A 24,648-nucleotide genomic window follows, 5' to 3' on the forward strand; every position below is an offset into this window, starting at 1 on the left:
TTTTATTGTGTTGCAATCAATTCCAGAAAATCAGCTTCTGTAATGATTTTAATAGTATTGATTTTTTTTGCTTTTTCCAGTTTACTACCTGCGTCTTCTCCTACAACGAGATAATTCAGCTTATTACTAACGCCACTAACAATCTGACCGCCATGTTGTTCTGCCAATGCTTCTGCTTCACTTCTTTTCATTTGGCTAAGGGTACCTGTAAATAAAAAGGTTTGTCCCTGTAAACTACCACTGACTGGCTTTTCTTTCTTTTTATTCCTTAATTCAAGTCCGAGTTCTTCGAGTATTTTTAGCATTTCAACATTCTGTTCATTGCTAAAAAAGTGATGAATACTTTTTGCCACTTTGGTACCTACATCTTCGAGTTTCTGTAATTCCTCTTCTGTTTTTTGAGTAAAGTCTAGTAAATGCTCTACTGCATTCGCAAGTGTTTTAGCCGTGGTTTCGCCAACAAAACGTATTCCTAGCCCATATACGAGACGATGTAATGGTTGTTGTTTTGAAGCTTCAATGGCAGTTTGTAAGTTGTCAAGACTCTTTTTACCAAACCCTTCGAGCTGTCCAATTTTTTCAAAGTCAAGTGTATAAATACCCGGAATATCCTTTAGTAGCTTCATGTCATAAAATTTTCTGACATTGGCTTCGCCAAAGCTTTTTATGTCCATGGCGTCTTTGCTTACAAAATGAATAATTTTCTCTACTACCTGTGCTTCACATTCAATATTGATACAGCGCCATACTGCTTCGCCTTCTTCTTTAAACAACTCACTGTTACAGACGGGGCATTGCTTTGGAAAAATAATGGCTTCCTCAGTCCCATTTCTGAGTGCATCTTGCGATTTTACAATCTGGGGAATTACATCACCAGCTCTTTCTATTAAAACGGTATCCCCGATTTTAAGATCTTTTTCTCTGATATAATCTTCATTGTGAATGGAGATACTACTTACGGTCACACCGCCCAGATAAACAGGGTCAAGTTTTGCAACGGGTGTTATGGCACCCGTTCTGCCCACCTGAAATTCTACACTACGTAATTTGGTAGTTGCCTGCCTGGCTTTAAACTTAAATGCAATTGCCCAGCGAGGGTGGTGCGAGGTCATCCCCATTTGTTCCTGTAAATGAAGATTATTAACCTTTACTACCATTCCATCAATTTCATAGGGAAGATCATCTCTGCCGGCTTCAAAAGACTGGCAATAATCAATTACGCCCTGGATACCTTTTACTACTCTTTTTTCCTTTTCAGGTGAGCGAAATCCCAGTTGCCATAATAATGAAAGATTACCACTATGTGTTTCCATCAGTTCTTCATACTTATTAGCTTCCTGATGATCATTAATTTTTGTAAAGAAACTGATATGATACAAAAAAGCGTCCAGTCCTCTTTCGCCTACATCTTTAGGGTCTTTCATTCGTAAGCTTCCTGATGCTGCGTTACGTGGGTTAGCAAGCGGTGAAAGATTTCTTGCTGCGAGTAATTTGTTGTAATTGGTAAAGGAGTCTTTACTCATAATTACTTCACCTCTGATCTCAACCTGCTGAATACCTGCGGATGAAAAGTTGGCAGATAAGGGGATTGAACGGATTTGTCTGATATTGGCAGTTATTTCTTCACCCTCAACTCCATCGCCCCTGGTGGCGGCACGTACCAGTTGATCATTCTCATAAATTAAAGAAATACTGGCACCATCAAATTTTGGTTCGATACAATATTCAATTTCTTCCAATCCGGTTAATTCCCTTGCCTTTCGGTCAAAATCAATCAGGTCTTCTGCATTATAGCTATTATCCAGACTCAGCATGGGTACGAGGTGGCTTACTGTTGTAAACTGGCTGTTGAGGCTGTTTCCTACACGCTGTGTAGGTGAATCGGCAGTAATCAGTTCAGGATGATTTTGTTCTGCTTTCTCCAGCATTTTATACAAAAGATCATATTCCTGATCTGCAATCAGTGGGTCATTTAATACATAATATCGGTATTCATGAAATTGTAAGATCTGCTTTAATTTGTTAATATGATCGGCAGAAACAGGAAAGTCAGACTGCTGGGTTGTAATTAATAATTCAGATGTGAGTACCTGAAGCTGACGTGTTAAGTCGGAAGAATACATAGTTCTATTTTACAAGATAAAGTTAATTGCTAATCGGATAGTCTGGATTTGATTTCTTGACAGATACAGCTTATTTGTAAACTTTGTATCTTGCCCCACCCTTATAGCGATGTAATCGCTTAAAACTGATGTGTACTCCGATGAAGAAAACCAGTACTACTGTTGCCCAGTCAGACCAGGTGGTAAAAGATCCGGTACAATTGGTATTTACCTATCCTAAAGTACCCCTGACTGTAGACTGCGTAATTTTTGGTTTTGAAGAAAATAAACTGAAGGTACTGCTGATTAAAAGTGATCTTGAAATTTTTAAAGGGCAGTATTCATTGCTTGGAGATATAGTTCAGGATAATGAAGACCTGAATGAAGCTGCATACAGGGTACTGAAACAAAGAACCGGGATGAGTGATGTTTTTCTGGAACAGGTAAAAGTTTTTGGAACACCCGGCCGCCATCCCGGTGGGCGCGTCGTTACCATTGCTTATTGCTCTTTATTGAATATTAATCATCATGAATTAAAAATTCATGATAATGATCTCGACTGGTATAGTGTGAATGCAATCAAAGAAATGGCATTTGATCATAAACAGATTGTTGACGAATGCCATGCATGGCTTCAAAAACGTATACAGGAACATCCACTGGGTTTTAACCTGTTACCTGAAAAGTTTTCATTACGGGAGTTGCAAAACCTGTATGAGGCTATTTCAGGCGTGAGTCTGGACAGAAGAAACTTCCGGAAAAAGTTTGCATCTATGGACCTGCTGATTGATATTAATGAAATGGAACAGGATGTGCCACACCGACCCGGTAAATTGTATAAATTCAACTTCGAAAAATACGCCAAGAGCAAGCGTAAGTGGGTAGGCATTGATTTTTAACGAGTTAATTACTTTTTGAGCCCCAAAACTCGATCTTTTTTACTTTAGTTAAAGTTCGTTTTGTCGTTTTATTACGACAGTAACAGTGTTTTCGACTACCTGAAAACCATTGCAGTACTATATGACAGGCTAAAACTGGAGTATAGCTTTGCTGTATAATTGAATCTACACGACTAAATCATAATTCCCCCCTCTTTTAAAATTCCAATATCCATTTTCAATATCAAAGGCATTCTTGTGTCATGTATTGAAATATCTAAATGGATCTGGAATGAGAAAACTACCACATAATTTTCTGCTTTTTACCTGCATGTTTGTAGTTCCCCTTTTCTTTTGTAAGAAACAGGTGGACTTTGCTGAAGCTGTGGTGCATAATCATCTGCCTTCCTTATCGTTAAATGTTTCTTCCTCTTCCATTGCTCTTTTTCAGGCGAATGCAAAATTAAATTCAGTTCGTTTCGATTGGGGTTATAACGGAACCATATTAAATGATGCCATTTTCTATACCCTTCAGTTTTCACTGGTCGACGATCAGTTCGAAACGCCACTCGAAGTACCACTGGGCAGCAGCCTGGCAGCTGGTTTTTCTGTTGAAGAATTTAATCAGCTTATGCATAAACTTATTGAACCTGGTGATGTAGGTGATGTGGCTGCAAGAATTAAATATATGCGGCAAGTGGCTTACAATCAGAAAATAGTAAGTGGCGAGGAAATTTACTATTCAGATCAGGTGCTTTTAAAGGTTTCAACATACAGGCCTATTATTAGTTATGAGAGCCCTGATTATTTTACTTTACCCGGAAATTATCAATCCTGGGATCCATTGCTTGCGCCAAGAATTGTTTCAAAACCAGGTGAAAGAGAATATGAGGGCTATGTGTATTTTCCTATCGAATATCCTCAGTTTTTATTGGTAAACGGTAGTAAGTGGTCAGATTTTGTTTTTGCATTTATCGGTGGTAATAAATTTGGAATTAAAGGAACATCACTCTCTATTTTTGGTGGTAAAGGCACCTACCTTATAAATGCCAGTACCAATACAAACACCTGGGCATATACCAAAATAAAATCCTGGGGTATTACCGGATCGGCAGTACAGAATAGCGGCAAATTTGATGTTGAGATGATGCAGGATATTACAAACAGTTGTATATGGACTGTTAATGTTAATCTGGTAGCCGGAGATTTGATTTTCCGTGCAAACAATGATAATGCTATTAAATTCGGAAACGAGTGGCCCGCCATTGATCATATACCTGATTATAATGCAGAAGCCATTCATATTACAAAAGCCGGAAACTATACCATCGAACTCGATTTGTCTATTGCAGGTAATTATCTCTACCATATTCATAAAAATCGCCAGCAGTAAGACTTAATAAAGGCGGGCTCTGCTTCCTGTGTCGTTTTTCAATCATTTCAAGTACTTTTACCATCCAACAGAATTACTATGCTATACTCAATGACGGGTTATGGAAGAGCAGAACAAACTATCGGTGATAAAACTTATCTGGTAGAAGTACGTTCATTAAATGGTAAACAATTTGATTTAAGACTTAATATTCCGGCTCTTTTAAAGCCCTTTGAGTTTGAAGTCAGGAATCTGTTAAGTGAAGGATTGCAAAGAGGTAGTGTCGAATGTATTATTACCATCAAACAAAATGGCGCCAGTAAGCCGGTATCAATCAACAAAGAACTGGCAAAAGCCTACTATCAGCCGGTCGCAGAACTGGCCGATGAATTGCAATTGCAGAAAGGAGATATTCTGAGCACCATACTGAAATTACCTGATGTGATTACACCTTCAACAGAAATGTTGAGTGATGAGGAATGGAAGGGTTTTGAGGCAGTATTAAAAAATGCGATTGCTGAACTAAATACACATAGAAAAGATGAGGGCCGCTCATTGGAGGCTGATTTATTGCTAAGATTAGGTAATATAGAGTCACATCAGAAAATAATAACAGAGCTGGAGCCACTTCGCAGAACAAAAATTAAAGAAGGTATTGTAAAAATACTCGAAGAAAATGTAGGTAAGGACAATTATGATCCTAACCGTATGGAGCAGGAATTGATTTATTATATTGAAAAAATTGATATCAGTGAGGAGCAGGTACGTTTAAAAAACCACTGTGATTATTTTCGCTCAATTCTTGCTGATAAAGAAGCAGGTAAAGGAAAGAAATTGTCTTTTATCTTACAGGAATTTGGTCGTGAAATTAACACCATGGGCTCAAAAGCCTATGACTCACAGATACAACAAACGGTTATTCTGATGAAAGATGAACTCGAAAAAGCCAAAGAACAGATTTTAAATGTGTTGTAAAACCGGTATAGAATAATTCAATTTTTGAAAAGTGAAATCAGTACACTATCCAGTATTATTATTGTTTCTTTTCTTATCTGCTTGTGGAACCAATGATATGTTCGAAAGAACAGAACGTTTCCCCAATCATGAATGGCCGGTAAGCCAGCAACCGGAAGCAAAATTTGAGATTTCAGATACCGCATCATTGTATAATATCTATGTAGTAATACGTCATACAGATGCTTATCGTTACAATAATATCTGGTTACAGGTAACTACACAGTCGCCGGCAGATACACCCCGCAAGCAACTATTGGATATTAGTCTGGCAGATAATACAAAAGGATGGCTGGGAAGTGGTATGGATGATATTTTTGACAGGCGTGCACGCATTACGCAGGCACCTATTCGGTTAAAAAAGGGTACTTATACTTTTACATTACAACAGGCTATGCGGGAAGATCCGCTAGCGTATGTACTGAGTGCCGGTATCAGGGTAGAAAAAGTAAAACCATGAATGCAGGCAGCAGTAAAAAACTTACATTGGTAACAGTTGTATACTGGATACTGCTTTCTTATATAGTTGCTGCTTTAATTTGGTGGTTCATTGCTCTTGAAAAACAGAACCAGAACATAACCAATGTTCGATTGCTTGAATTGGTAAAAGATGATCCACAATATTTCGAAAAAGTAACCCAGATAGAAGAGGCAAAAAAAAGAAAGACTGCTCAATATATAGGAGAGGGTCTTACTTTTCTTGCATTAATTTTAGTAGGTGCCGTTTTTGTTTTCAGAGCAGCGCGCAAACAATTATTGCTTTCGCAGCAACAGCAGAATTTTATGATGGCTGTTACACATGAGTTAAAAACTCCTATCGCTGTAACCCGATTGAATCTTGAAACACTTCAGAAAAGAAAACTGGATGATGAGAAGCAACAGAAATTAATCAGTAATACCATACAGGAGGCCAATAGACTGAATATACTCTGTAATAATATTTTACTTGCAGCACAACTCGATGCAGGTGCTTATGCAACGAATAAGGAAGAGATTAATTTCTCAGATATGGTAGAAGGCTGTATTGATGATTTCAGAAATCGGTTTCCGCAAAGAGTAGTGTACGAATCAATAGCAGAAGGGTTATATATTAATGGCGAACAGTTGTTATTGAATATGCTGGTGAACAACCTGCTCGAAAACGCCATGAAGTACTCACCCAAAGAAAGCGTTATACTCATTGAATTGAAATCAAGAGGAAAAGAAATGACGCTTACAGTGTCAGATGAGGGTATCGGTATTCCCGATGATGAAAAAATAAAAGTATTTGATAAATTTTACCGTGTCGGAAATGAAAATACACGTAGTACAAAAGGTACCGGTTTAGGCTTATACCTCTGTAGCAGAATCGTTAAAAGCCATAATGGCTACATTTCTGTGACAGATAATCAGCCACAGGGTAGTAATTTTGCGGTTATATTACAACAGGTATGATAAATTCAAAAGCCACTATTTTACTGGTAGAAGACGAAGAAAATCTGCATGAGGCATTAAAGCTTAATCTTGAAATGGAAGGTTATGAAGTAAGTTCTGCCTATAATGGCACTGAAGCTTTGAAGAAGGTTGCAAATGAGTATTTTGATCTTATCGTACTGGATATTATGTTGCCGGAAGTAGATGGTATAGCAGTAACGGAAAGCATACGTGTTAATAACAATGATGTGCCAATTCTTATTCTGAGCGCAAAGAATACGAGTACTGATCGTGTTTTAGGTTTAAAAAAAGGTGCTGATGATTATCTGACAAAACCGTTCAACCTGGAAGAATTATTACTACGCGTAGATAAACTGATTGAAAAGAATAAGAAAATGCTGGATAAAGAAACAGTGGGGGATCATTATGAATTCGGTAATAATAAAATTGATTTTAAAGCACAGGATGCCATCAGTTGGAACGGGCAACATATTGAGCTGAGTAAAAAAGAAGCCATGTTGCTGAAGTTATTGATTGAAAATAAAGGTGATGTAGTAACACGTGAAAAAATTCTGCAGGTTGTATGGGGTTATAACGTTTACCCTACCACAAGAACGATCGATAATTTTATCCTTAGTTTCCGTAAATATTTTGAAGAAGACAGCCGTAATCCGAGGTATTTTCACTCAGTGAGAGGCGTGGGATACAAGTATACCGATTAACAGCCCCATATTCTTTCGGATTATCCAATTTTAGCGTTTAACAACACAATTTTCAGTCGTAATGAACGTTATTGATCTGAAAAAAATTGGCATGTCGCTACAAACAATTATAGATTTCCTGGAGCCGGTAAATATAGCCCTGATTTCTAACGATGAAGGTTTTAAAGATACCCAGTTGGGCAAACATATTTCAGTATACGATGAAGAGTTCCCGGATATTGATCATGCCGATATCGTATTGATTGGTTGTGGTGAAACGCGCGGTTCAGGTATACAGTTTGTAAATACCGATGGGCCAGATGCGGTTCGTTCAGAGTTTTATAAATTATATCACTGGCACACGGAAGTAGCTGTAGCAGATTTGGGTAATGTAAAATGCGGTGCTACGATGCAGGATAGTTATGCGGCTTTACGCATGGTAGTGCATGAATTACTTTTGCTGGGCAAAAAAGTACTGATCATCGGCGGCTCACATGATGTAACAACAGCTCAATACCAGGCACATACCATCGATGGCAAGATTATTGATGCAGTTTGTGTAGATGCGCGGATCGATATGGATATGGATAGTGTGTTGCCAGCCGATAATTTTCTTGTAGAAATGTTTACGGGAATGCCTAATCACCTGAAACATTATAATCACATTGGGTTTCAAAGCTATTTCATGCATCCGCAAATGCTGGAAACCATTGATAAACTCCGTTTCGATTGTTTTCGTGTTGGGAAAGTGAAAGAAGATATCAGTGAAATGGAACCAGCCATTCGTAACAGCGAATTATTCAGTTTCGATATTGCTGCTATTCAACATGCACATGCACCTGCTAACCATGTTACACCTAATGGATTTAATGGTGAGGAAGCCTGTACGCTGATGCAATACGCTGGTATGAGTCATACCTGTTCAACCATTGGTATCTATGGTTATATCCCACAGAAGGATATACACGCTTTAACTGCAAAACAGATTTCTCATATGATCTGGTATGTGATGGATGGCATTCAAAAAGGAAAACAGGAAGCTTCACTTGAAGACAGAAATTCGTTTAATGAGTTTACCATGGCTTTTGCAGAGGTAGAAACTGTTTTCCTGCAAAGTAAAAAAACCGGTCGCTGGTGGATGCAATTACACGATGGTAAATATGTAGCCTGTAGTTACAGGGATTACCATATAGCTTCCAATAATGATATCCCAGAAAGATGGCTTCGGGCCGCAGAGCGAATATAACCCATTGATTATCTTATATATATAATAAATTCTGTAAGATTTTTTCTCTTTTTGCGACCTATAAAGAAATGGGTTATTTTTAAATATGTCATTTTCCAACCTGCCGATTCATACAGAAGAATTGCCGGAAGTTCAGGCAGTTACACTGAAACCCATTCATCCGGATTATTTAAAAGTACTCAGGATCAACTGGGCTTTATTATATGCTGTAATTCTTGCAGGAATCGTAACCGTATTTATCCTGTCTAAAAAACTACAAAACCCCATCGCTATTTCCATTACCGGAAGTGTATATCTTCTGACACTGCTCATAACGGTGATTATTGGTACAGGTTCCTGTAAACGTAAACAATATGCAGTCAGAGAAAAAGACATCCTTTATAAAACGGGTTGGATTTTTCAGCATCTGCATATGATACCATATAACCGTTTACAACATTGCGTGGTAAATATGGGGCCTATTGAGCGAAAGTATGGTCTGGCATCACTTAGTTTATATACTGCAGCTTCTGAAGGAAAAGATATTACCATACACGGACTACCTCAGACTGAAGCCGAACAGTTAAAAGAATTGGTTGTACTGCAAATTCAGGCGTTATATGCAGATGAAAACGTTTGATACACCACAACGGCAATCACCGCTGGCATTGGCGATGATGTTTTTTAAAATTCTGCGAACAGTCTTTACCATCATATGGCCGATGCTTATTGGCTTATTGGTAGGAGGTAAAAAAGGGAATTCTGCACTAAAGTGGATCATAGGAGGAGGTTCTATATTGCTGTTCGTATTGGTGAAGACGGTACTGGATTACCTGTATTTTAAATTCAGTATACAAGACGGACAGCTAGTGGTAAGGAAAGGATTTTTCTATAAAACAGCTATCAGTGTTCCCTTAGAGAGAATTCAGGCTGTTCATATGGAGCAGAGTTTTCTGCATACACTTACATTTACCCATAAACTTATTATTGATACAGCAGGCAAAGAAGATGCAGAAGTAACTATTTATGCAATACCAAGTTCAGATGCCCATGCATTGAGAGAGCTGATACTGAATAGTGTAGATAGTAAAGTAGAAAACAGCGAAGCAGAAAAAGTGCCCGCAACAAAGCTGGTGAGCAGACTTACTATAGCCGGCCTGGTAAAACTGAGCCTGTCGGCTAACCATATTGAAACGATGGCGGTTGTTATGTTGTTCTTATTCAGCAGGTATGAAGATGTAAAACCTCTTTTGCGGAATACTCCCTTTTTCAAAAATCTGATTGCATATGGAGAAACCATTAATTATACCTGGCAACTGATTGTATCATTGTTTCTAGTAGTGGCCATCGTAACCATCATTCTCTCTTTTGTACGTATTTTCCTACGGTTTTATGATTATACCATAAGAATGGATAGTAAAGGATATTATATCCGATGGGGGCTGTTACAGGTGAAGCAGAAAATGATTCCTTTTAAACGGATTCAGCTGATACAATGGAGAAGTAATTTTGTAAGAAGGTTAATAGGTATTGCATTGCTTAACCTGAAAGTAGCAGGTGCTGATGAGGTTAAGAAAAAAATTAGAATTGAATTACCTATTACTGATATCGGCCAGATAAAAGAAATCGTTTCTGTATATCAGCCTAAGCTTCCTTCTGAACCGGAACAAGAAGGGTATACTATTCACAAGTCATACGCATACCGGAAAACTTTATTCATAACAATTCCGATACTAATTGTACTAGCTTCATTCGCTGCATTATTGTGGCAGTGGTATGCCCTGTTTGTTTTTATATGGTTACCGTATAGTTTGGGACTACAGCTATTATATTGCCGAAACTTTCGTTTTTGGGTAACGGATGACGGCTTACAGCAATATAAAGGCACCTGGGGTAGGGCGGAAGCTATTTTGAACTGGAACAACATACAATACCTAAAAATCAGAAGATCGATCTATCAGCGGAAAAAAGGATTGGCAACCCTGGTAATTCATACAGCCGGGGGCGCTTTTGAATTGCCCTATATTCTTCATGAGCAGGCACTTGAAATAAGTAACTATGCTTTATTCAGAACTGAATCAACACAACGTAACTGGATGTAATTATTTACCAAACATTCTGTCGAGATAATCCTCTTTAAATTCCAGATAAGTAGGAGCGCCTGTTGGCGTAACATTGGGGGTACTACAGGTAAAAAGTTCTTCAATCAATACCAGCATTTCCTTCTGTGAAAGCGTTTGTCCTGCTTTAATAGCCTGTTGACGTGCCATACAGCGAACCAGTTTTTCCCTTTTGCTGAATTTAATATCTGAACTGAAATGTTTGAATTGTTCAATCAGCAGTTCTATTGTGTGTTTTTCATTTCCGGTGGTAATATCTGCAGGAATGCCTTGTATAACAAAACTATGATTACCAAAAGGCTCAACCTGATAGCCAATACTGCTCAGGTCTGGTAAAAGATCAGTGAGCAGAGCAGCATCTGCTGCAGGTAGTTCAAGCGTTACAGGAAACAGACTTTTCTGGGTAGCCATTTGTTGACCATGAGCAGCAGTACTATACCTATCGTATAAAACTCTTTCATGTGCCAGTTGCTGGTGCACCAGTATAAATCCACTATTCGTAGATGCAATGATATAGGTATTGTGCAGTTGCAATAAAGTGGTATCTGCCAATACATGTATATTCTGCAGTCTTGCTACCGGTGTATGTAACAAGGATTGTATAGGTTGTTCAGCAGGTTTGTCAACAATATTTTCTGTATGCTGTGGTTCAAAGAAACTCTTCCAGTGTTTCAGTTCAGCCTTGTTCTCACGTTCAATAAAATGGGCCTGGTTTTTTTGTGTAAAGGTTTGATACAGACTAGAAGAAGCTACAGCATCTTTCTTATCTGTAGTAAAGGGTTTAGATACAGCATCAAGTCCCTGTATATCTGCATTCAATGTAAAGTCGAGCGAAGGAGCAATGCTAAACTGAGCAAGTGCATGTTTAACGGCAGCCTGTACAAAAGCATAAATAATTTTTTCGTCTTCAAACTTTATCTCCTGCTTGGTTGGATGTACATTAATATCAACCTGAGAAGGATCGAGATCAATAAATAAAACATAACCAGGAAAACTGTCTTTGGGAATCATTTCATCAAATGCTGTATTCACGGCATGATTCAGGTAGGCGCTTTTAATAAAGCGGCTGTTCACAAAGAAGTATTGGTCGCCACGGGTCTTTCTCGCAGTTTCAGGTTTACCAACAAAGCCATAAATGTTCATGTAATCTGTTTTTTCTGCTACATGAACCAGTTTGGCATTATAATTATTACCCAGAATTTGTACAATTCTCTGTTTTAGTGTGCCTGGCTCCAGATGAAACACTTCCTGTCCGTTGCTGGTAAGTGAGAAAAAGATATCAGGGAAAGCCATGGATACACGAATAAACTCATCCATGATATGCCTGAGTTCAGCGGCATTACTTTTTAAAAAATTCCTTCTGGCCGGTACATTAAAGAAAAGATTCTTCATGCTGATACTAGTACCTACCTGAGAGGAGCAGGGTTCCTGCTTGATAACTCTACTGTTTTCAATTTCAATATAAGTACCCAGTTCATCATCTTTTCTTCTGGTCTTCATCTCAACCTGGGCAACGGCCGCCACAGAAGCAAGTGCTTCACCCCTGAACCCCATGGTTTTAATGCGAAAGAGATCTTCAATTTGTCTGATTTTACTGGTGGCATGACGTTCGAAAGCCATACGGGCGTCTGTATCACTCATGCCCTTACCATTATCAATTACCTGAATAAGCGCCTTCCCCGCATCTGATACGATCAGTTTAATTTCGGTAGCACCAGCATCCACTGCATTTTCGAGCAATTCTTTTACAGCACTTGCCGGCCGTTGAATGACTTCGCCGGCTGCAATCTGGTTGGCAATATTATCGGGTAATAATTGTATGATATCGTTCACAAAAAATCCTTTCGTTCAGTCTGCAAAAATACGATAAATGCCCCTGCCGCTGAACTTTTAGAAACTTTTAAAGCTTTCCATACGTTTTGCAGGTACTTTTGCCGGGTAAAATATATGATTATGAACTTAAGTGCGGATATCAAAAAACTGGAACGCCGTTTTGTGCCTAAAGATTTCGCGGTAACTACATGGGAACTGCTTGAACCTTATTTTAAAAACCTGCTGGAACGTATTATTGACAGTAAGGAAAGTCTTGAACAATGGTTACAGGATATCAGTGAAATGGAAGCCGTTGTGAGCGAAGATGCCTGCTGGAGACAAATCCGTATGACCTGCGATACAACTGATCCCAAACTGGAAGAAGCATTTACTTATTTCTGTATGGAAATACAGCCAAGGCTTCAACCATACGCCGATCAGCTCAATAGAAAATTAATGGAAAGTCCTTTCACTAAAGAACTTGATCAGTTGAAATATGCCACTTATCTGCGTAGTGTAAAAAAGAATATTGACCTTTTTAGAGAAGCCAATATTCCATTACAGGCAGAGTTGAGTGTAATGCAACAGCAATATGGAGCTATTGCCGGAAAGATGACGGTAGAAATCGAGGGACAGGAATATACACTCCAACAGGCGGCCAAATTTCTGGAAAGTCATGATCGGTCTCTAAGGGAGCAGGTATACCGTAAAATTCAGGAGCGTAGATTGGAGGATAAAGATGCTATGCACGAACTGTATAGTAAATTGATTGAAAAGCGCCATCAGGTAGCCAAAAATGCGGGCTTCGAAAATTATCGTGATTATAAGTTTGTAGAACTTGGACGCTTCGATTATACAAAAGAAGATTGTTATCAATTTCATGAGGCTGTAAAACTCCATGTGCTGCCATTGATCGAAAAAATATACCAGCGTAAGAAAGATAAACTACAGCTGGATTCATTAAGGCCCTGGGATACAGAGGCAGAGCCAGCCGGTATAGAACCTCTCAAACCTTTTACCAATGGTGAAGATCTGTATAAAAAATCTGTAGCCTGTTTCGAACAGCTGAATCCATTTTTTGCAGACTGTTTAAAGAAAATGAAAGAACTCGGACACTTCGATCTGGAAAGCCGAAAAGGAAAAGCTCCGGGTGGGTATAACTGTCCGCTCACAGAAAGTGGCGCCCCCTTTATTTTTATGAATGCTGCCGGACAAATGAGCGATGTAACAACTATGGTACATGAAGGTGGTCATGCTATTCATTCTTTTCTGGCACATGAGTTGGAATTGAGTGCCTTTAAAGAGTATCCGATGGAAATTGCAGAAGTGGCGAGTATGTCGATGGAACTCTTCAGTATGAATCATTGGCAGGCATTTTTTGATAAAGAGGAAGATTTGAAACGGGCCAAAGAACATCAATTGGAAAGAACCATCACCATTTTCCCATGGATTGCTATCATTGATAAGTTCCAGCATTGGGTATATGAGCATCCATCACATACCGTAGCAGAGCGAACTACTAAATGGATGGAGATCCTACAGGATTTTTCAACCCATAGTATTGATTATACCGGATTGGATATGTTCCGTGAAATTGGCTGGCAGCGGCAGCTTCATTTATTTGAAGTGCCTTTCTATTACATTGAATACGGAATAGCGCAATTGGGTGCTATCGGTTTATGGATGCAGTACCAACAAAATCCGGAACAGGCACTTAGTAATTATATTAACGCATTATCATTAGGTGGTACGCGAACATTGCCTGAATTATATGCAGCTGCGGGTTTGAAATTTGATCTTTCACCGGCACATATAAAAACACTGATGGAGTTTACTGCGAATGAAATGGAAAAGCTGTTAAACTAATCAGTAGCAGTATGTATGCAAAAGAAAGAGGCTGATTCAAACTGAACCAGCCTCTTTCTTTTGTATACGCGACAGTATTTGTATTTAATCTTTTGGCTTAGGCCCCTGCTCTTTATTGCCCTGAGGTCTTGGTCCTTGTTGGGGTCTGTTACCTTGGGGGCGTTGTCCTCCTCCTCCCTGTGGTCGGTTACCCTGTGGCCTTGAACCGCCACCCTGTTGTGGTCTGTTATTGCCCTGGTCTCTATTACCCTGAGGTCTTGGCCCTTGTTGTGGTCTGTTACCCTGCGATTTGTTTCCCTGCTCCTGACCGCCTCTTCTATCATTGCGTTGCTGGTCTTTTCTTCTCTTGTCGTTACGTTCCAGACTGCGCAGACTAATTTGTCCTACCACATCTACAAAAGCAGGTTCTACTTCTTTAGGCTTACTACTGGTTACTTCCACGGGCTGCAGTTCATCTACTTTCTGGCCCTGCTGGTTCAGTCTTTTTATTTCTTTAACCCGCTGAATCGTAAGAGGGTAATGTTTGGTATTGTTCGGTAAAACATACCACATCAGGTTTTTGAAAATATCTTTTTTGATCAGGTAGGCTGTCCCCATAGCTGTATCTAACTGATCGGCATAATCAGGGAAATGTTGTAGTGCATCCAGATAGGTATCCAGTTCATAATTCAGACAACATTTTAATCTTCCACACTGACCACTTAACTTGGTTTGGTTGATGGATAAATTCTGGTAACGTGCAGCCGTAGTATTCACACTTTTAAAATCATGTAACCAGGTGCTGCAGCAAAGCTCACGGCCACAGCTACCGATACCACCCACTTTAGCGGCTTCCTGACGAATACCAATTTGGCGCATTTCAACCTTAACTTTAAAGTCGGATGCATATTGCTTAATCAGTTCACGAAAATCTACCCTGTCGTCGGCTGTATAAAAGAAGGTTGCTTTTTTACCGTCTGCCTGCACTTCTACTTCACTGAGTTTCATCTGAAGGTTAAGAACACGGGCCATGGCACGACTGCGGGCCAGCATTTCTTTTTCGCGTGATTTACTGATATGAAAACTTTCGATATCACGTTCGGTACTACGGCGTAATATTTTTTTCATTTCGGGACTGGCTTCGTCTACCCCTCTTTTCTTCATCTGTATACGCACCAGTTCGCCGGTGAGACTTATTTCCCCTACATCAAAACCGCTAACACCCTCAACGGTTACATAATCGCCTTTTTCAAAAAATTGTAAAGTTGTATTCCTGAAAAACTCTTTCCGGCTGCCCTGTTTAAAGCTTACTTCCACTACTTTACAGGAACTTTCCGGGTCGCTAAAGGGTAAATTGAGAAGCCAATCATGCACATTCAAACGATTACAGCCACCTGTGCTGCAACCTCCATTGCTTTTACAGCCATTCGGTTTACCCGTTCCACAAGATCCACATCCCATATTATTGATACATTAATCAGGTTAATAACTAAGTAAGGGAGAATTTATTGTGTACAGGCTGTAGTATTGCTATGTGGCTATGGTTGTGTCACTCACTTCATCGTTCTTATCGCTGATAATCAGTGTATTACGATGATGTATTCCGGTAACCAAACATAATCCTTGCCATGATTATAATGAATAGCAGTAAGCAATGATAATCCAACCCTTCACCTTCTTCTCTCCATATTCATCCCGCCACAGGCGGAACTATGTATTCAAAATTAGGGTTTTGTTCTGAATGATGTGGTAGAGTTTCAAAGTAAGGGCCTGAAACAGCATTTTAGCGTTGGCATTCCGTTCAATATAATAGGAGGCGCGATCCAATTCTTCAATAATGGCCTGTTGCTGGCTAACAGAAGCTATTTTATTGAGTCTCACAGCAAAATCACGTTCCTGATCACCCGTATGTACCTTTTCAGTACCCAATACCCTGATGCGTATACTGGTTTCAAGAAGATGGTTAAAATAACGGAGAAACTGCTTTTGCTTCTCTCTGCCCAGCTCACTGATTTCGGCCGTAAACCTGATTTGTGCGAGTGGGCCACCTTTTAATGTGGCATTCAGCCAGTCCCGAAGCAGACTTTGCCAGTCTTCTTCAGCATGTTGTAATAACTGAAGTGCTTCCCGGTAATTACCTTCTGCTATGGCGGCAATTTGCCTGGCTGTTTCAGGAGAAGCTTTGGCCCTGCTGAGAAGTGCTGCTTCTATTTCTTTATCATCCGGCATCGGAATTTTTACGAGCTGGCACCGGCTCAGAATAGTAGGTAAAATCTGCTCTTCACTTTCGGCTACCAGTATAAAAAGTGTATTCGGAGGAGGCTCTTCAATAAGCTTGAGTAACTTATTCCCTTCTTTACCCAGGTATTCAGGCATCCACAATACTAATACCTTGTATTCACTCTCAAAACTCTTCAGACTCAGTTTATGGATGATATCGTTACATTCATGTGCTGTTATATTTCCCTGTTTGTTTTCCGCACCAATGAACTGAAGCCAGTCATATACATTACCATACGGGTATTGTTTGATAAACTCACGCCACTCACTGATGTAATCGGTACTGATGGGCTTATCGCCTGCTTTCCGAGGAATTACCGGATAGGAGAAATGCAGGTCAGGATGAATCAGCTGTTCAGCCCTGCTAAAGGACGACTGGGAAATAATTTCATCAGGGCCTACATAAGCCGGTCCCGACTGCATAGGGGTAAAACCTCCAAAAAGATCCGCAACAGGTTCAGAGGCGGTTGGTTGGCAAATAACCAGTTGGGAAAATGCTATGGCAAGCGGCAATGCACCGCTGCCTTCCTTTCCTAAAAACAGCAGGGCATGACTCAGCCTGTTATGCTGAACCATTTCGGCCAGGTGTTGCTTAACCGCCTCTTGTCCTATGATATCTTTAAACAGCATGTGAAAAACGAAAGTAAGCTAACTGAGCCATTATCGATAAATCTGTGAGGAAGTTTACAGAGATGTGTGAATCGTGACTATTGAACCGGGCATCAGGTTGTTTTATTTAGTAAGTAGCGTTTTTAAAGCTGTTTTGGTAGGTAGGTACAATTTGTAAGCTTTAGCAAAAATATGCTGTTGATCAGCAGGTAATGTAATTTCAATAATCGCATCACTTTTATCCTTACAAATGATAATACCCACAGTAGGTTTTTCAAAAGATTTTTTAACGTATCGATCATAGTAATTAACGTACATCTGCATTTGTCCGATATCCTGGTGTTTTAATTTCCCGATTTTTAAATCCACTAAAACAAAACATTGTAATAATCTATTGTAAAGTACAAGATCAACATAAAAATCTTCATCATCAAAGGAGAATCTTACCTGTCTGCCACCAAATAAAAATCCTTTACCCATTTCAAGAAGAAACTGTTCTATTTTATTGATAATAGCCGTTTCAAACTCAGATTCAGTATAGGAAGCAGCTTCCTCCATACCTAAAAATTCAAGTATATACTTTGATTTAATTACATCCTCAGGTTTTTCAATTACCTGTCCTTTTGCGGCAAGCTGCCTGACTTTTTTCTTGTCTTTGCTAATCAGCAAACGCTCAAATAAACCGCTATCATATTGCCTTTTTAATTCTCGCACACTCCAGTTATTCTGCCTGGCTTCTATTTCATAAAAGGCTCTTTCCTGTTTATTTTTGATTCGAATAAGCGTTACATAATGCGACCATGATAAAGGAAAAATATTTTGAATGGAAGTCTTTGAAAGTCTTTCTGATAAAGGTTTCGATGCAGATATTGATTTTGTTCTTTTTACTGTCAGAGATTTCCGAGACACTGTCTCGGAAATCTCTGACAAACCAGTTTTTCGTTTGTATAATAAATAAAATAACCGCATATTTTCGAGGTTGTCGTCTGAAAATCCTTTGCCAAATTGTTTGGTAAGGGTATCGCTTAATTTCTTAATTACTTCCTGGCCATAAGTAGCTTTGGTACTCCCTTTTTGTTCCTGTTCTACAATGAGCTTGCCCAAATGAAAATAGGTAACTACTATCAGACTGTTGGTGTGTTTAACCACTTCCTGACGTGCCGATTGAACAAGTTTTACAGCCTGTTTAATCCACAGATGGGTAGTTGTTTTTTTAATTTTCATACTGTTGTCTCCTGCTGGTAACAGGTTCCGTTTACAAGTATCTATTTTAAAACAACTATAAAGAAGTACAATATGAATACGGGGAAAAATTTATCTCAAACACTCATTGAATAAACCTGAGATCTAGTGTTGTAGGCTTAAATAGAAGGAAATTAGAAAACTCCGGATGTGATGTAGTGAATTTTAAAAATATCAAATCAGCTGAAGCGAAGTAAATACGGATGTAATGATTATGTGAAAAATAAAGAGACCGATCACATAGTAATCGGTCTCTTTATTTTGCGGATATGAATACTTTATTTTACGTACTTCAAAATTTCTTCGCTATCGGGTGTTACTTTGCTTGGAAAGTAAGCAATCATCTTTCCATTTTCATCTAACAGGAATTTATTAAAGTTCCATTTAATTTCTGCATCTAAAACACCATTTTTGGCTTTGCTGGTGAGCCACTGATAAATGGGTGCCATATCTTCACCTTTTACACTTACTTTACTGGCCAGTGGAAATTTCACACCGAAACGTGCTTTGCAGAATTCCTGAATTTCGCCATCACTGCCTGGTTCCTGTCCGCCAAAATTATTAGCCGGGAAGCCAACAATGACCAGTTTATCTTTATATTCATCATATACTTTTTGTAATGCTTCGTATTGAGGCGTGTAACCACATTTGGAAGCGGTATTTACAACCAGTATTTTTTTGCCTTTGAATTTTGAAAAATCGATCGTGCCACCCTCGATAGATTTTACTTTAAACGAATGGATACTGCCGTTGTCGGGTAAAGTAAATGCTGACAGCAGGACAACAGTCAGAAGTGTTAAGAAGTATTTCATTGGTTGTTTTTTTCAAAATAACAGCTAATTCCGCAAATTGTTCCGCTTTTTAGGTAAACGGAAGTTTTAAATGGTGTAAGCAGCCGCTGCTACACTTAGTTTGGTATTGGTAACGGATAAAATATACGAGCCACAGGCTTCAATAGTTGCCCCGGTGGTAATTACATCGTCGACCAGTAAAATATGCTTGTTTAAGAGTAGTTCGGGTTCATTTACTTCAAAAACACCTTCCATGTTGAGCCATCTTGCTACCCGGCCATGGGTGGTTTGGCTTTCCGTATACTGTTTTCGCCTTAGCGCGTGGCATATAACTGGTAAGCCCGTGATTTCACTTATGCCATTACAGATGATTTCGGCTTGGTTATAACCTCTTGTAAACTGCTTTCTTTCATTTAAAGGCAGGGGTAGGAGCAGGTCGATATCGGTAAAACGACCTGAATCTAGCATTGCCAGCCCCATCATTCTACCCAAAAACAGCCCGGCAGGGCGGTTTCCCCGGTATTTTAACTGGATCATGAGGTCCTGTACCAGCGAATTTTTGGTAAAATAGTACAAAGCAGCCGCCTGTTCCAACTGTAACCGGCCATAAAAAGCCTTTTCCACCGGATTACCAGGGTGCAAAAAAAAGCCGGTTTTAGGTAATTGATAAATGCAGCGGTTGCACAATAAATGCTTTAAAGCCAAAGCATCACTTTTACAGCCGATACATTGATGCGGGAAAAAAAGTTGTATAAGCGAAGATAACCCTTTGTTCATCTAATGAAGCTACGCAGGGGTCATTGCGTATTTCCCGCAAATTTTATAAAAGGTGTTACTGTAAGTTTTGAAAGTACAGTTGTTAATTAAACAACTGTTGGTACACTTCATCTACCCTGCTTAATGCTACTATCTGAATTTTATAGGCCTGTGGGTTAAAACTTTTCTTGTTGTATTTGGAGACAAATATTTTTTCGAAACCAAGTTTCTCGGCTTCTGCTATACGTTGTTCAATTTTATTTACGGCTCTGATTTCTCCATTTAAACCGACTTCACCCGCAAAACAAATATGGTGTGGTAATGGACTATCTTCATAAGAAGATAGCAGCGCACAGATAACGGCAAGGTCAATCGAAGGATCTTCCACTTTAATACCTCCTGCAATATTTACAAAAACATCCTTCATGCCAAACTGAAAACCTCCCCGTTTTTCGAGAACAGCCAGTAATAGTTGCAGGCGCCTCAGATCAAAACCTGTAACGGTACGTTGTGGTGTTCCATATACGCTTTGTGTAACCAAAGCCTGCACTTCTATTAACAGCGGACGCATACCTTCCAGAGTAGCAGCTATGGCACTGCCACTTAACTGATCTTCCCGCTGTGCAATTAATATTTCGGATGGATTTGATACCACGCGCATTCCATCGCCGGTCATTTCATAAATGCCAAGTTCTGCAGTACTGCCAAAGCGATTTTTAAGCGTACGGAGAATTCTGTAGGCATAATGTCTGTCGCCTTCGAACTGCAAAACCGTGTCTACCATGTGTTCCAGCACTTTCGGACCCGCTATGGCACCGTCTTTTGTGATGTGGCCAATTAAAAAAACCGGGGTATTGGTTTCTTTGGCAAAACGTTGAAATTCTGCTGCGCACTCACGTATTTGGGAAACGGTACCTGCAGATGAATCAATCATATTCGATTGAAGTGTTTGAATGGAGTCAACAATTACCAATTGCGGTCTCAGCTTTTTAATTTCCTGAAATATGGTTTGTGTAGAAGTTTCGGTAAGAAGGTAAAAGTTCTCGTTTTTAATTTTCAGTCGGTCGGCCCGCATTTTAATCTGCTGTTCGCTTTCTTCACCACTTATATACAGAACCGTGAGCTGGTTCATGCGCAAACCATCCTGAAGGAAAAGGGTACTCTTACCAATACCCGGTTCTCCGGCAACCAGAACAATACTACCCGGAACAATACCGCCACCTAGTACACGGTCGAGTTCATCATCCTGACTTTTGATTCTTTTTTCCTCTGTTGTAACCACTTCGCTCAGTGAAATTGTTTTTGCATTTCTTTTTTCCTGTTTGTAATCATCCCACTTTTCAACCGTTTTATTTCCTTTATCCAATACTTCTTCGGTGAAAGTATTCCATTGAGAACAAGAGGGACATTTTCCGATCCATTTCGCACTTTCATAACCACAATTGTTACAGAAAAAAGCAGTTTTTATTTTACTCATTTGATAAAGGTAATGTTGATTTCATGAGTTCTTTTCATGAAAAAAATCTTCTTATGGATATATCGTTTTTCAGCAGGAAAACAGCATCATTCAGGTAAAAAAAAGAGGGCGAGAAAAACAGGAGAAAACGCTGAAATCCAATACAGACGGGCATGTAAAAGGGCCAGCATTACTGCCAGCCCTGTTTACTTACTAACCCATTAAATTCTACCACTAAGTTACAAAACCGGGCCACATGGCAAAATAAATTTTCGATCTGTGCATAATTATTTAATATACGATTCTGTTCGTAAATGACTTTAACATATTGTTAATCATATATATCCGACCAGAGAGACCGGGTGGGGAATTTTGTCATAAAAAGAAGGCCTTTTTGGCAGAAAAAAGGGATAAAAACCCCGGAAAATGTCATTTTAAGCTTTGGTAGGCTATTTGCAGCTTTTCCTGGAAACGATCATTATGGATATGTCTATCATTTTAGTATCCCTTCTTTTTCTCGGTATCAGTTTTCTGGTGTCATCCCGGTTAAGGGCAAAATTTACCCGGTATAGCCAGGAACCCATCGCAAATGGGTTGTCCGGTAAAGAAATAGCCGAAAAAATGCTACATGACAATGGAATATATGATGTAAAAGTTATATCTGTTGACGGTTTTTTATCGGATCATTATAATCCCATGAATAAAACAGTAAACCTTAGTCCGGAAGTATATAGTGGTACAAGTATAGCCTCGGCGGCTGTGGCTGCCCACGAATGCGGGCATGCTGTTCAACATGCAACGGCCTATAACTGGCTTATGATGCGTAGCCGTTTGGTACCCTTTGTACAATTCAGTAGTTCTATTGTGCAGTGGGTATTATTAGCCGGGATTATTCTGATAAATACATTTCCTATGTTATTACTGGGTGGTATTATTTTATTCGGCTTAACTACCTTATTCTCTGTTATTACCTTACCGGTAGAATTCGATGCCAGTAACCGTGCATTGGCTTGGTTACACAATAGAAATATATTGGTGCAACGTGAGCAGGAAGGGGCTAAAGATGCTTTAAAATGGGCCGCAATGACCTATGTAGTAGCTGCATTGGCTTCTGTAGCAACGCTGATTCAATATGTATTAATCTTTTTGAACGGATCCAGAAACGACGACTAAATAAATGGAAGTGAATGGTGAATAGTCAATGGTAAATGAATTGACCATTCACCATTGACTATTCACGGATTAAAATTTTATTTCCTCTTCTCTTTCATCAAAGAATTTGAATTCAGTGAGGTGATAATTGGTATTAGCCTGAGCTTTTAATTTTACCTTATGTTTTTTCTTCCATTTTTTTATGATAGAAGAAAATAAACCTTTCGTGAGATAGGAATGAACAATGGGGTGTACAACAATCGTAAGATTTTTGTGCGAGTGACTTACGAGGTAGTGTAATTTCTTTTCAATCTCGTCTTCCAGTAATAATGTAGAAGTAATTTTTCCGGTACCATTACAGGTTGGACAACTTTCTGCTGTATTAATATTTACCTCCGGACGCATGCGCTGACGGGTAATCTGCAGTAGTCCGAATTTTGAGATGGGCAATACAGAATGCTTGGCACGATCAGCTTTCATGAACTGCTCCATGGCTTCCTGCACTTTGCGCTTGTTGTCGGGTAATTTCATATCTATAAAATCAACCACGATAATACCGCCTATATCACGCAGTCTCAACTGACGTGCAATTTCTTCTGCTGCTTCGAGGTTCGTTTCAAGTGCGTTGTCTTCCTGGTTATTGCTTACACTTTTATAACCACTGTTTACATCCACTACATGCAATGCTTCAGTATGTTCTATAATCAGATAAGCACCACTGGGTAGATTTACTGTTTTACCAAAGGATGATTTCACTTGCTTGGTTACACCAAATTGGTCGAATATGGGTAAGCCATTGTGATAAAGTGACACAATATCTGTTTTATCAGGTGCAATTCGTTGTATATAAGATTGTGTAACCTGAAACAGATTTTTATCATTGACAACAATACGATTAAAATCGGCACTCAATAAATCACGGAGAATACTGGTTGTCTTGGTTTCCTCACTCATGATCCTCACCGGTGCTACGGCACCTTTCAGGTTTTGCTGAATGGTTTTCCATGTTTCCACGAGCGATAGCATATCCTGATGTAACTCAGCGGTGGTTTTACCTTCTGCTGCCGTACGTACAATGACACCAAAATTTTTGGGGCGAATAGCTTCCACAATTTTGTGGAGACGTTTACGCTCTTCAGATGAGTGAATCTTTTTTGAAACAGCAACAATCTCATTAAAGGGAGTTACCACTACAAACCTACCCGGTAAAGAGAGTTCACAACTTAATCTTGGACCCTTTGCAGCGATGGGTTCTTTTAATATCTGAACCAGTACATGTGGTTTGCCATTCAATACCTCATTAATCTTACCTGTTTTTACGATTTCAGGCTCCGACTGGAATTTTGCAAAATCAAAAGGCTGATCACCCTTATCGCCCATGGCAATTTGGGTAAACTTGATGATGGAACGTGCATATGGGCTCAGATCGGTGTAATGCAGAAATGCATCTTTTTCGAAGCCTACGTCTACAAATGCAGCGTTAAGGCCAGGAATGAGCTTTTTTACTTTACCCAGATACAAATCACCTACTGCAAAGTTGGCATCTGTTTTTTCGTTGTGCAGCTCCACCAGTTTCTTGTCTTCCAATAAGGCTATTTCCACGCCTGTTGGAGCGGCATTAATAATAAGTTCTTTGTTCACAAAGTGCAACTTTTAAATACAAAATCACATACCGGTATACGGTATATCAGCATCCACAACATCTGATGGAGCAGCCAATGGGAAGGAAAAGGTAAAGTTGCTGGTCGGAAGGAAAGGCTGCTTCCAGATAAGTGTTAAACGGGTCTGGTTAAGCACAGCGCATTACCAGACCCGTTGTGTATTGAGGTCGAAAGAAGGAACTATTTGTTCTTCTTCTTATGACGATTCTTTCTCAGACG

At 39.4% G+C, this 24,648-nt stretch carries 20 protein-coding genes; 11 read left to right on the forward strand and 9 right to left on the reverse strand.

The genetic code is table 11. From position 1 onward, the window contains the following. Positions 1–2: 2 nt before the first annotated feature. A complete protein-coding gene (gene ligA, locus BC659_RS09370; RefSeq protein WP_133474491.1) occupies positions 3–2,123 on the reverse strand; it encodes an NAD-dependent DNA ligase LigA in 2,121 nt (706 codons plus the stop codon). A 140-nt stretch (positions 2,124–2,263) separates the two neighbouring features. On the opposite strand from ligA, the gene BC659_RS09375 reads away from it, so the two are divergent. From BC659_RS09375 to BC659_RS09415, 9 genes are all read left to right on the forward strand, one after another. Next, positions 2,264–3,001 (forward strand): NUDIX hydrolase, encoded by a 738-nt coding sequence (locus BC659_RS09375; RefSeq protein WP_162847400.1) that lies wholly within the window; start codon positions 2,264–2,266, stop codon positions 2,999–3,001. A 271-nt stretch (positions 3,002–3,272) separates the two neighbouring features. Then, on the forward strand, positions 3,273–4,373 hold the full coding sequence (locus BC659_RS09380) for a SusE domain-containing protein (RefSeq protein ID WP_133474493.1): 1,101 nt from the start codon (positions 3,273–3,275) through the stop codon (positions 4,371–4,373). Positions 4,374–4,451: 78 nt separating this feature from the next. After that, the gene (locus BC659_RS09385; RefSeq protein ID WP_133474495.1) at positions 4,452–5,327 is read left to right on the forward strand and encodes a YicC/YloC family endoribonuclease; all 876 of its coding nucleotides are present in this window, start codon (positions 4,452–4,454) and stop codon (positions 5,325–5,327) included. A gap of 31 nt (positions 5,328–5,358) precedes the next feature. Beyond that, positions 5,359–5,826, forward strand: a complete 468-nt coding sequence (locus BC659_RS09390) for a gliding motility lipoprotein GldH (protein ID WP_133474498.1) — start codon at positions 5,359–5,361, stop codon at positions 5,824–5,826. Beyond that, on the forward strand, positions 5,823–6,800 hold the full coding sequence (locus BC659_RS09395; protein ID WP_133474500.1) for a sensor histidine kinase: 978 nt from the start codon (positions 5,823–5,825) through the stop codon (positions 6,798–6,800). The genes BC659_RS09390 and BC659_RS09395 overlap by 4 nt, the downstream gene beginning before the upstream one ends. Further along, the gene (locus BC659_RS09400) at positions 6,797–7,501 is read left to right on the forward strand and encodes a response regulator transcription factor (protein WP_133474502.1); all 705 of its coding nucleotides are present in this window, start codon (positions 6,797–6,799) and stop codon (positions 7,499–7,501) included. Before BC659_RS09395 ends, BC659_RS09400 begins: the two co-directional genes overlap by 4 nt. Before the next feature lie 91 nt (positions 7,502–7,592). Continuing rightward, complete coding sequence (locus BC659_RS09405) at positions 7,593–8,726, forward strand: formimidoylglutamase (protein WP_133474504.1); 1,134 nt, start codon at positions 7,593–7,595, stop codon at positions 8,724–8,726. Positions 8,727–8,811: 85 nt separating this feature from the next. Next, entirely contained in the window at positions 8,812–9,345 is a 534-nt protein-coding gene (locus tag BC659_RS09410; protein ID WP_133474506.1) for a PH domain-containing protein, read from the forward strand. After that, positions 9,326–10,807, forward strand: a complete 1,482-nt coding sequence (locus tag BC659_RS09415; RefSeq protein WP_133474508.1) for a PH domain-containing protein — start codon at positions 9,326–9,328, stop codon at positions 10,805–10,807. The genes BC659_RS09410 and BC659_RS09415 overlap by 20 nt, the downstream gene beginning before the upstream one ends. Here the strand turns inward: BC659_RS09415 and mutL are convergent, their stop codons facing one another. Next, positions 10,808–12,658, reverse strand: coding sequence for a DNA mismatch repair endonuclease MutL (mutL, locus tag BC659_RS09420; RefSeq protein WP_133474510.1), 1,851 nt, complete (start codon positions 12,656–12,658; stop codon positions 10,808–10,810). 120 nt (positions 12,659–12,778) lie between these two features. Here mutL and BC659_RS09425 point away from each other — a divergent pair, with 120 nt between their 5' ends. Further along, entirely contained in the window at positions 12,779–14,503 is a 1,725-nt protein-coding gene (locus BC659_RS09425; protein ID WP_133474512.1) for a M3 family oligoendopeptidase, read from the forward strand. A gap of 84 nt (positions 14,504–14,587) precedes the next feature. Here the strand turns inward: BC659_RS09425 and ricT are convergent, their stop codons facing one another. The 6 genes from ricT to radA form a co-directional block, all read right to left on the reverse strand. Continuing rightward, the gene (ricT, locus tag BC659_RS09430; RefSeq protein WP_133474513.1) at positions 14,588–15,943 is read right to left on the reverse strand and encodes a regulatory iron-sulfur-containing complex subunit RicT; all 1,356 of its coding nucleotides are present in this window, start codon (positions 15,941–15,943) and stop codon (positions 14,588–14,590) included. 249 nt (positions 15,944–16,192) lie between these two features. After that, positions 16,193–17,392, reverse strand: a complete 1,200-nt coding sequence (locus BC659_RS09435; protein WP_133474514.1) for a DNA polymerase III subunit — start codon at positions 17,390–17,392, stop codon at positions 16,193–16,195. 102 nt (positions 17,393–17,494) lie between these two features. Beyond that, the gene (locus tag BC659_RS09440; RefSeq protein ID WP_133474515.1) at positions 17,495–18,595 is read right to left on the reverse strand and encodes a PDDEXK nuclease domain-containing protein; all 1,101 of its coding nucleotides are present in this window, start codon (positions 18,593–18,595) and stop codon (positions 17,495–17,497) included. Positions 18,596–18,891: 296 nt separating this feature from the next. Then, the gene (locus tag BC659_RS09445) at positions 18,892–19,425 is read right to left on the reverse strand and encodes a glutathione peroxidase (protein ID WP_133474516.1); all 534 of its coding nucleotides are present in this window, start codon (positions 19,423–19,425) and stop codon (positions 18,892–18,894) included. Positions 19,426–19,491: 66 nt separating this feature from the next. Then, a complete protein-coding gene (locus tag BC659_RS09450; RefSeq protein ID WP_246027110.1) occupies positions 19,492–20,046 on the reverse strand; it encodes a ComF family protein in 555 nt (184 codons plus the stop codon). A 217-nt stretch (positions 20,047–20,263) separates the two neighbouring features. Continuing rightward, the gene (gene radA / locus BC659_RS09455) at positions 20,264–21,637 is read right to left on the reverse strand and encodes a DNA repair protein RadA (RefSeq protein ID WP_133474518.1); all 1,374 of its coding nucleotides are present in this window, start codon (positions 21,635–21,637) and stop codon (positions 20,264–20,266) included. 465 nt (positions 21,638–22,102) lie between these two features. Here radA and BC659_RS09460 point away from each other — a divergent pair, with 465 nt between their 5' ends. Then, positions 22,103–22,789: a zinc metallopeptidase gene (locus BC659_RS09460; protein WP_246027111.1), complete on the forward strand. Its 687-nt coding sequence runs from the start codon at positions 22,103–22,105 to the stop codon at positions 22,787–22,789. Positions 22,790–22,858: 69 nt separating this feature from the next. Here BC659_RS09460 and BC659_RS09465 read toward each other — a convergent pair whose 3' ends face one another. Then, positions 22,859–24,409 (reverse strand): Rne/Rng family ribonuclease, encoded by a 1,551-nt coding sequence (locus BC659_RS09465; RefSeq protein WP_133474520.1) that lies wholly within the window; start codon positions 24,407–24,409, stop codon positions 22,859–22,861. Positions 24,410–24,648 lie beyond the last annotated feature (239 nt).

The organism is Sediminibacterium goheungense (assembly GCF_004361915.1).
Taxonomy (GTDB): Bacteria; Bacteroidota; Bacteroidia; order Chitinophagales; family Chitinophagaceae; genus Sediminibacterium; species Sediminibacterium goheungense.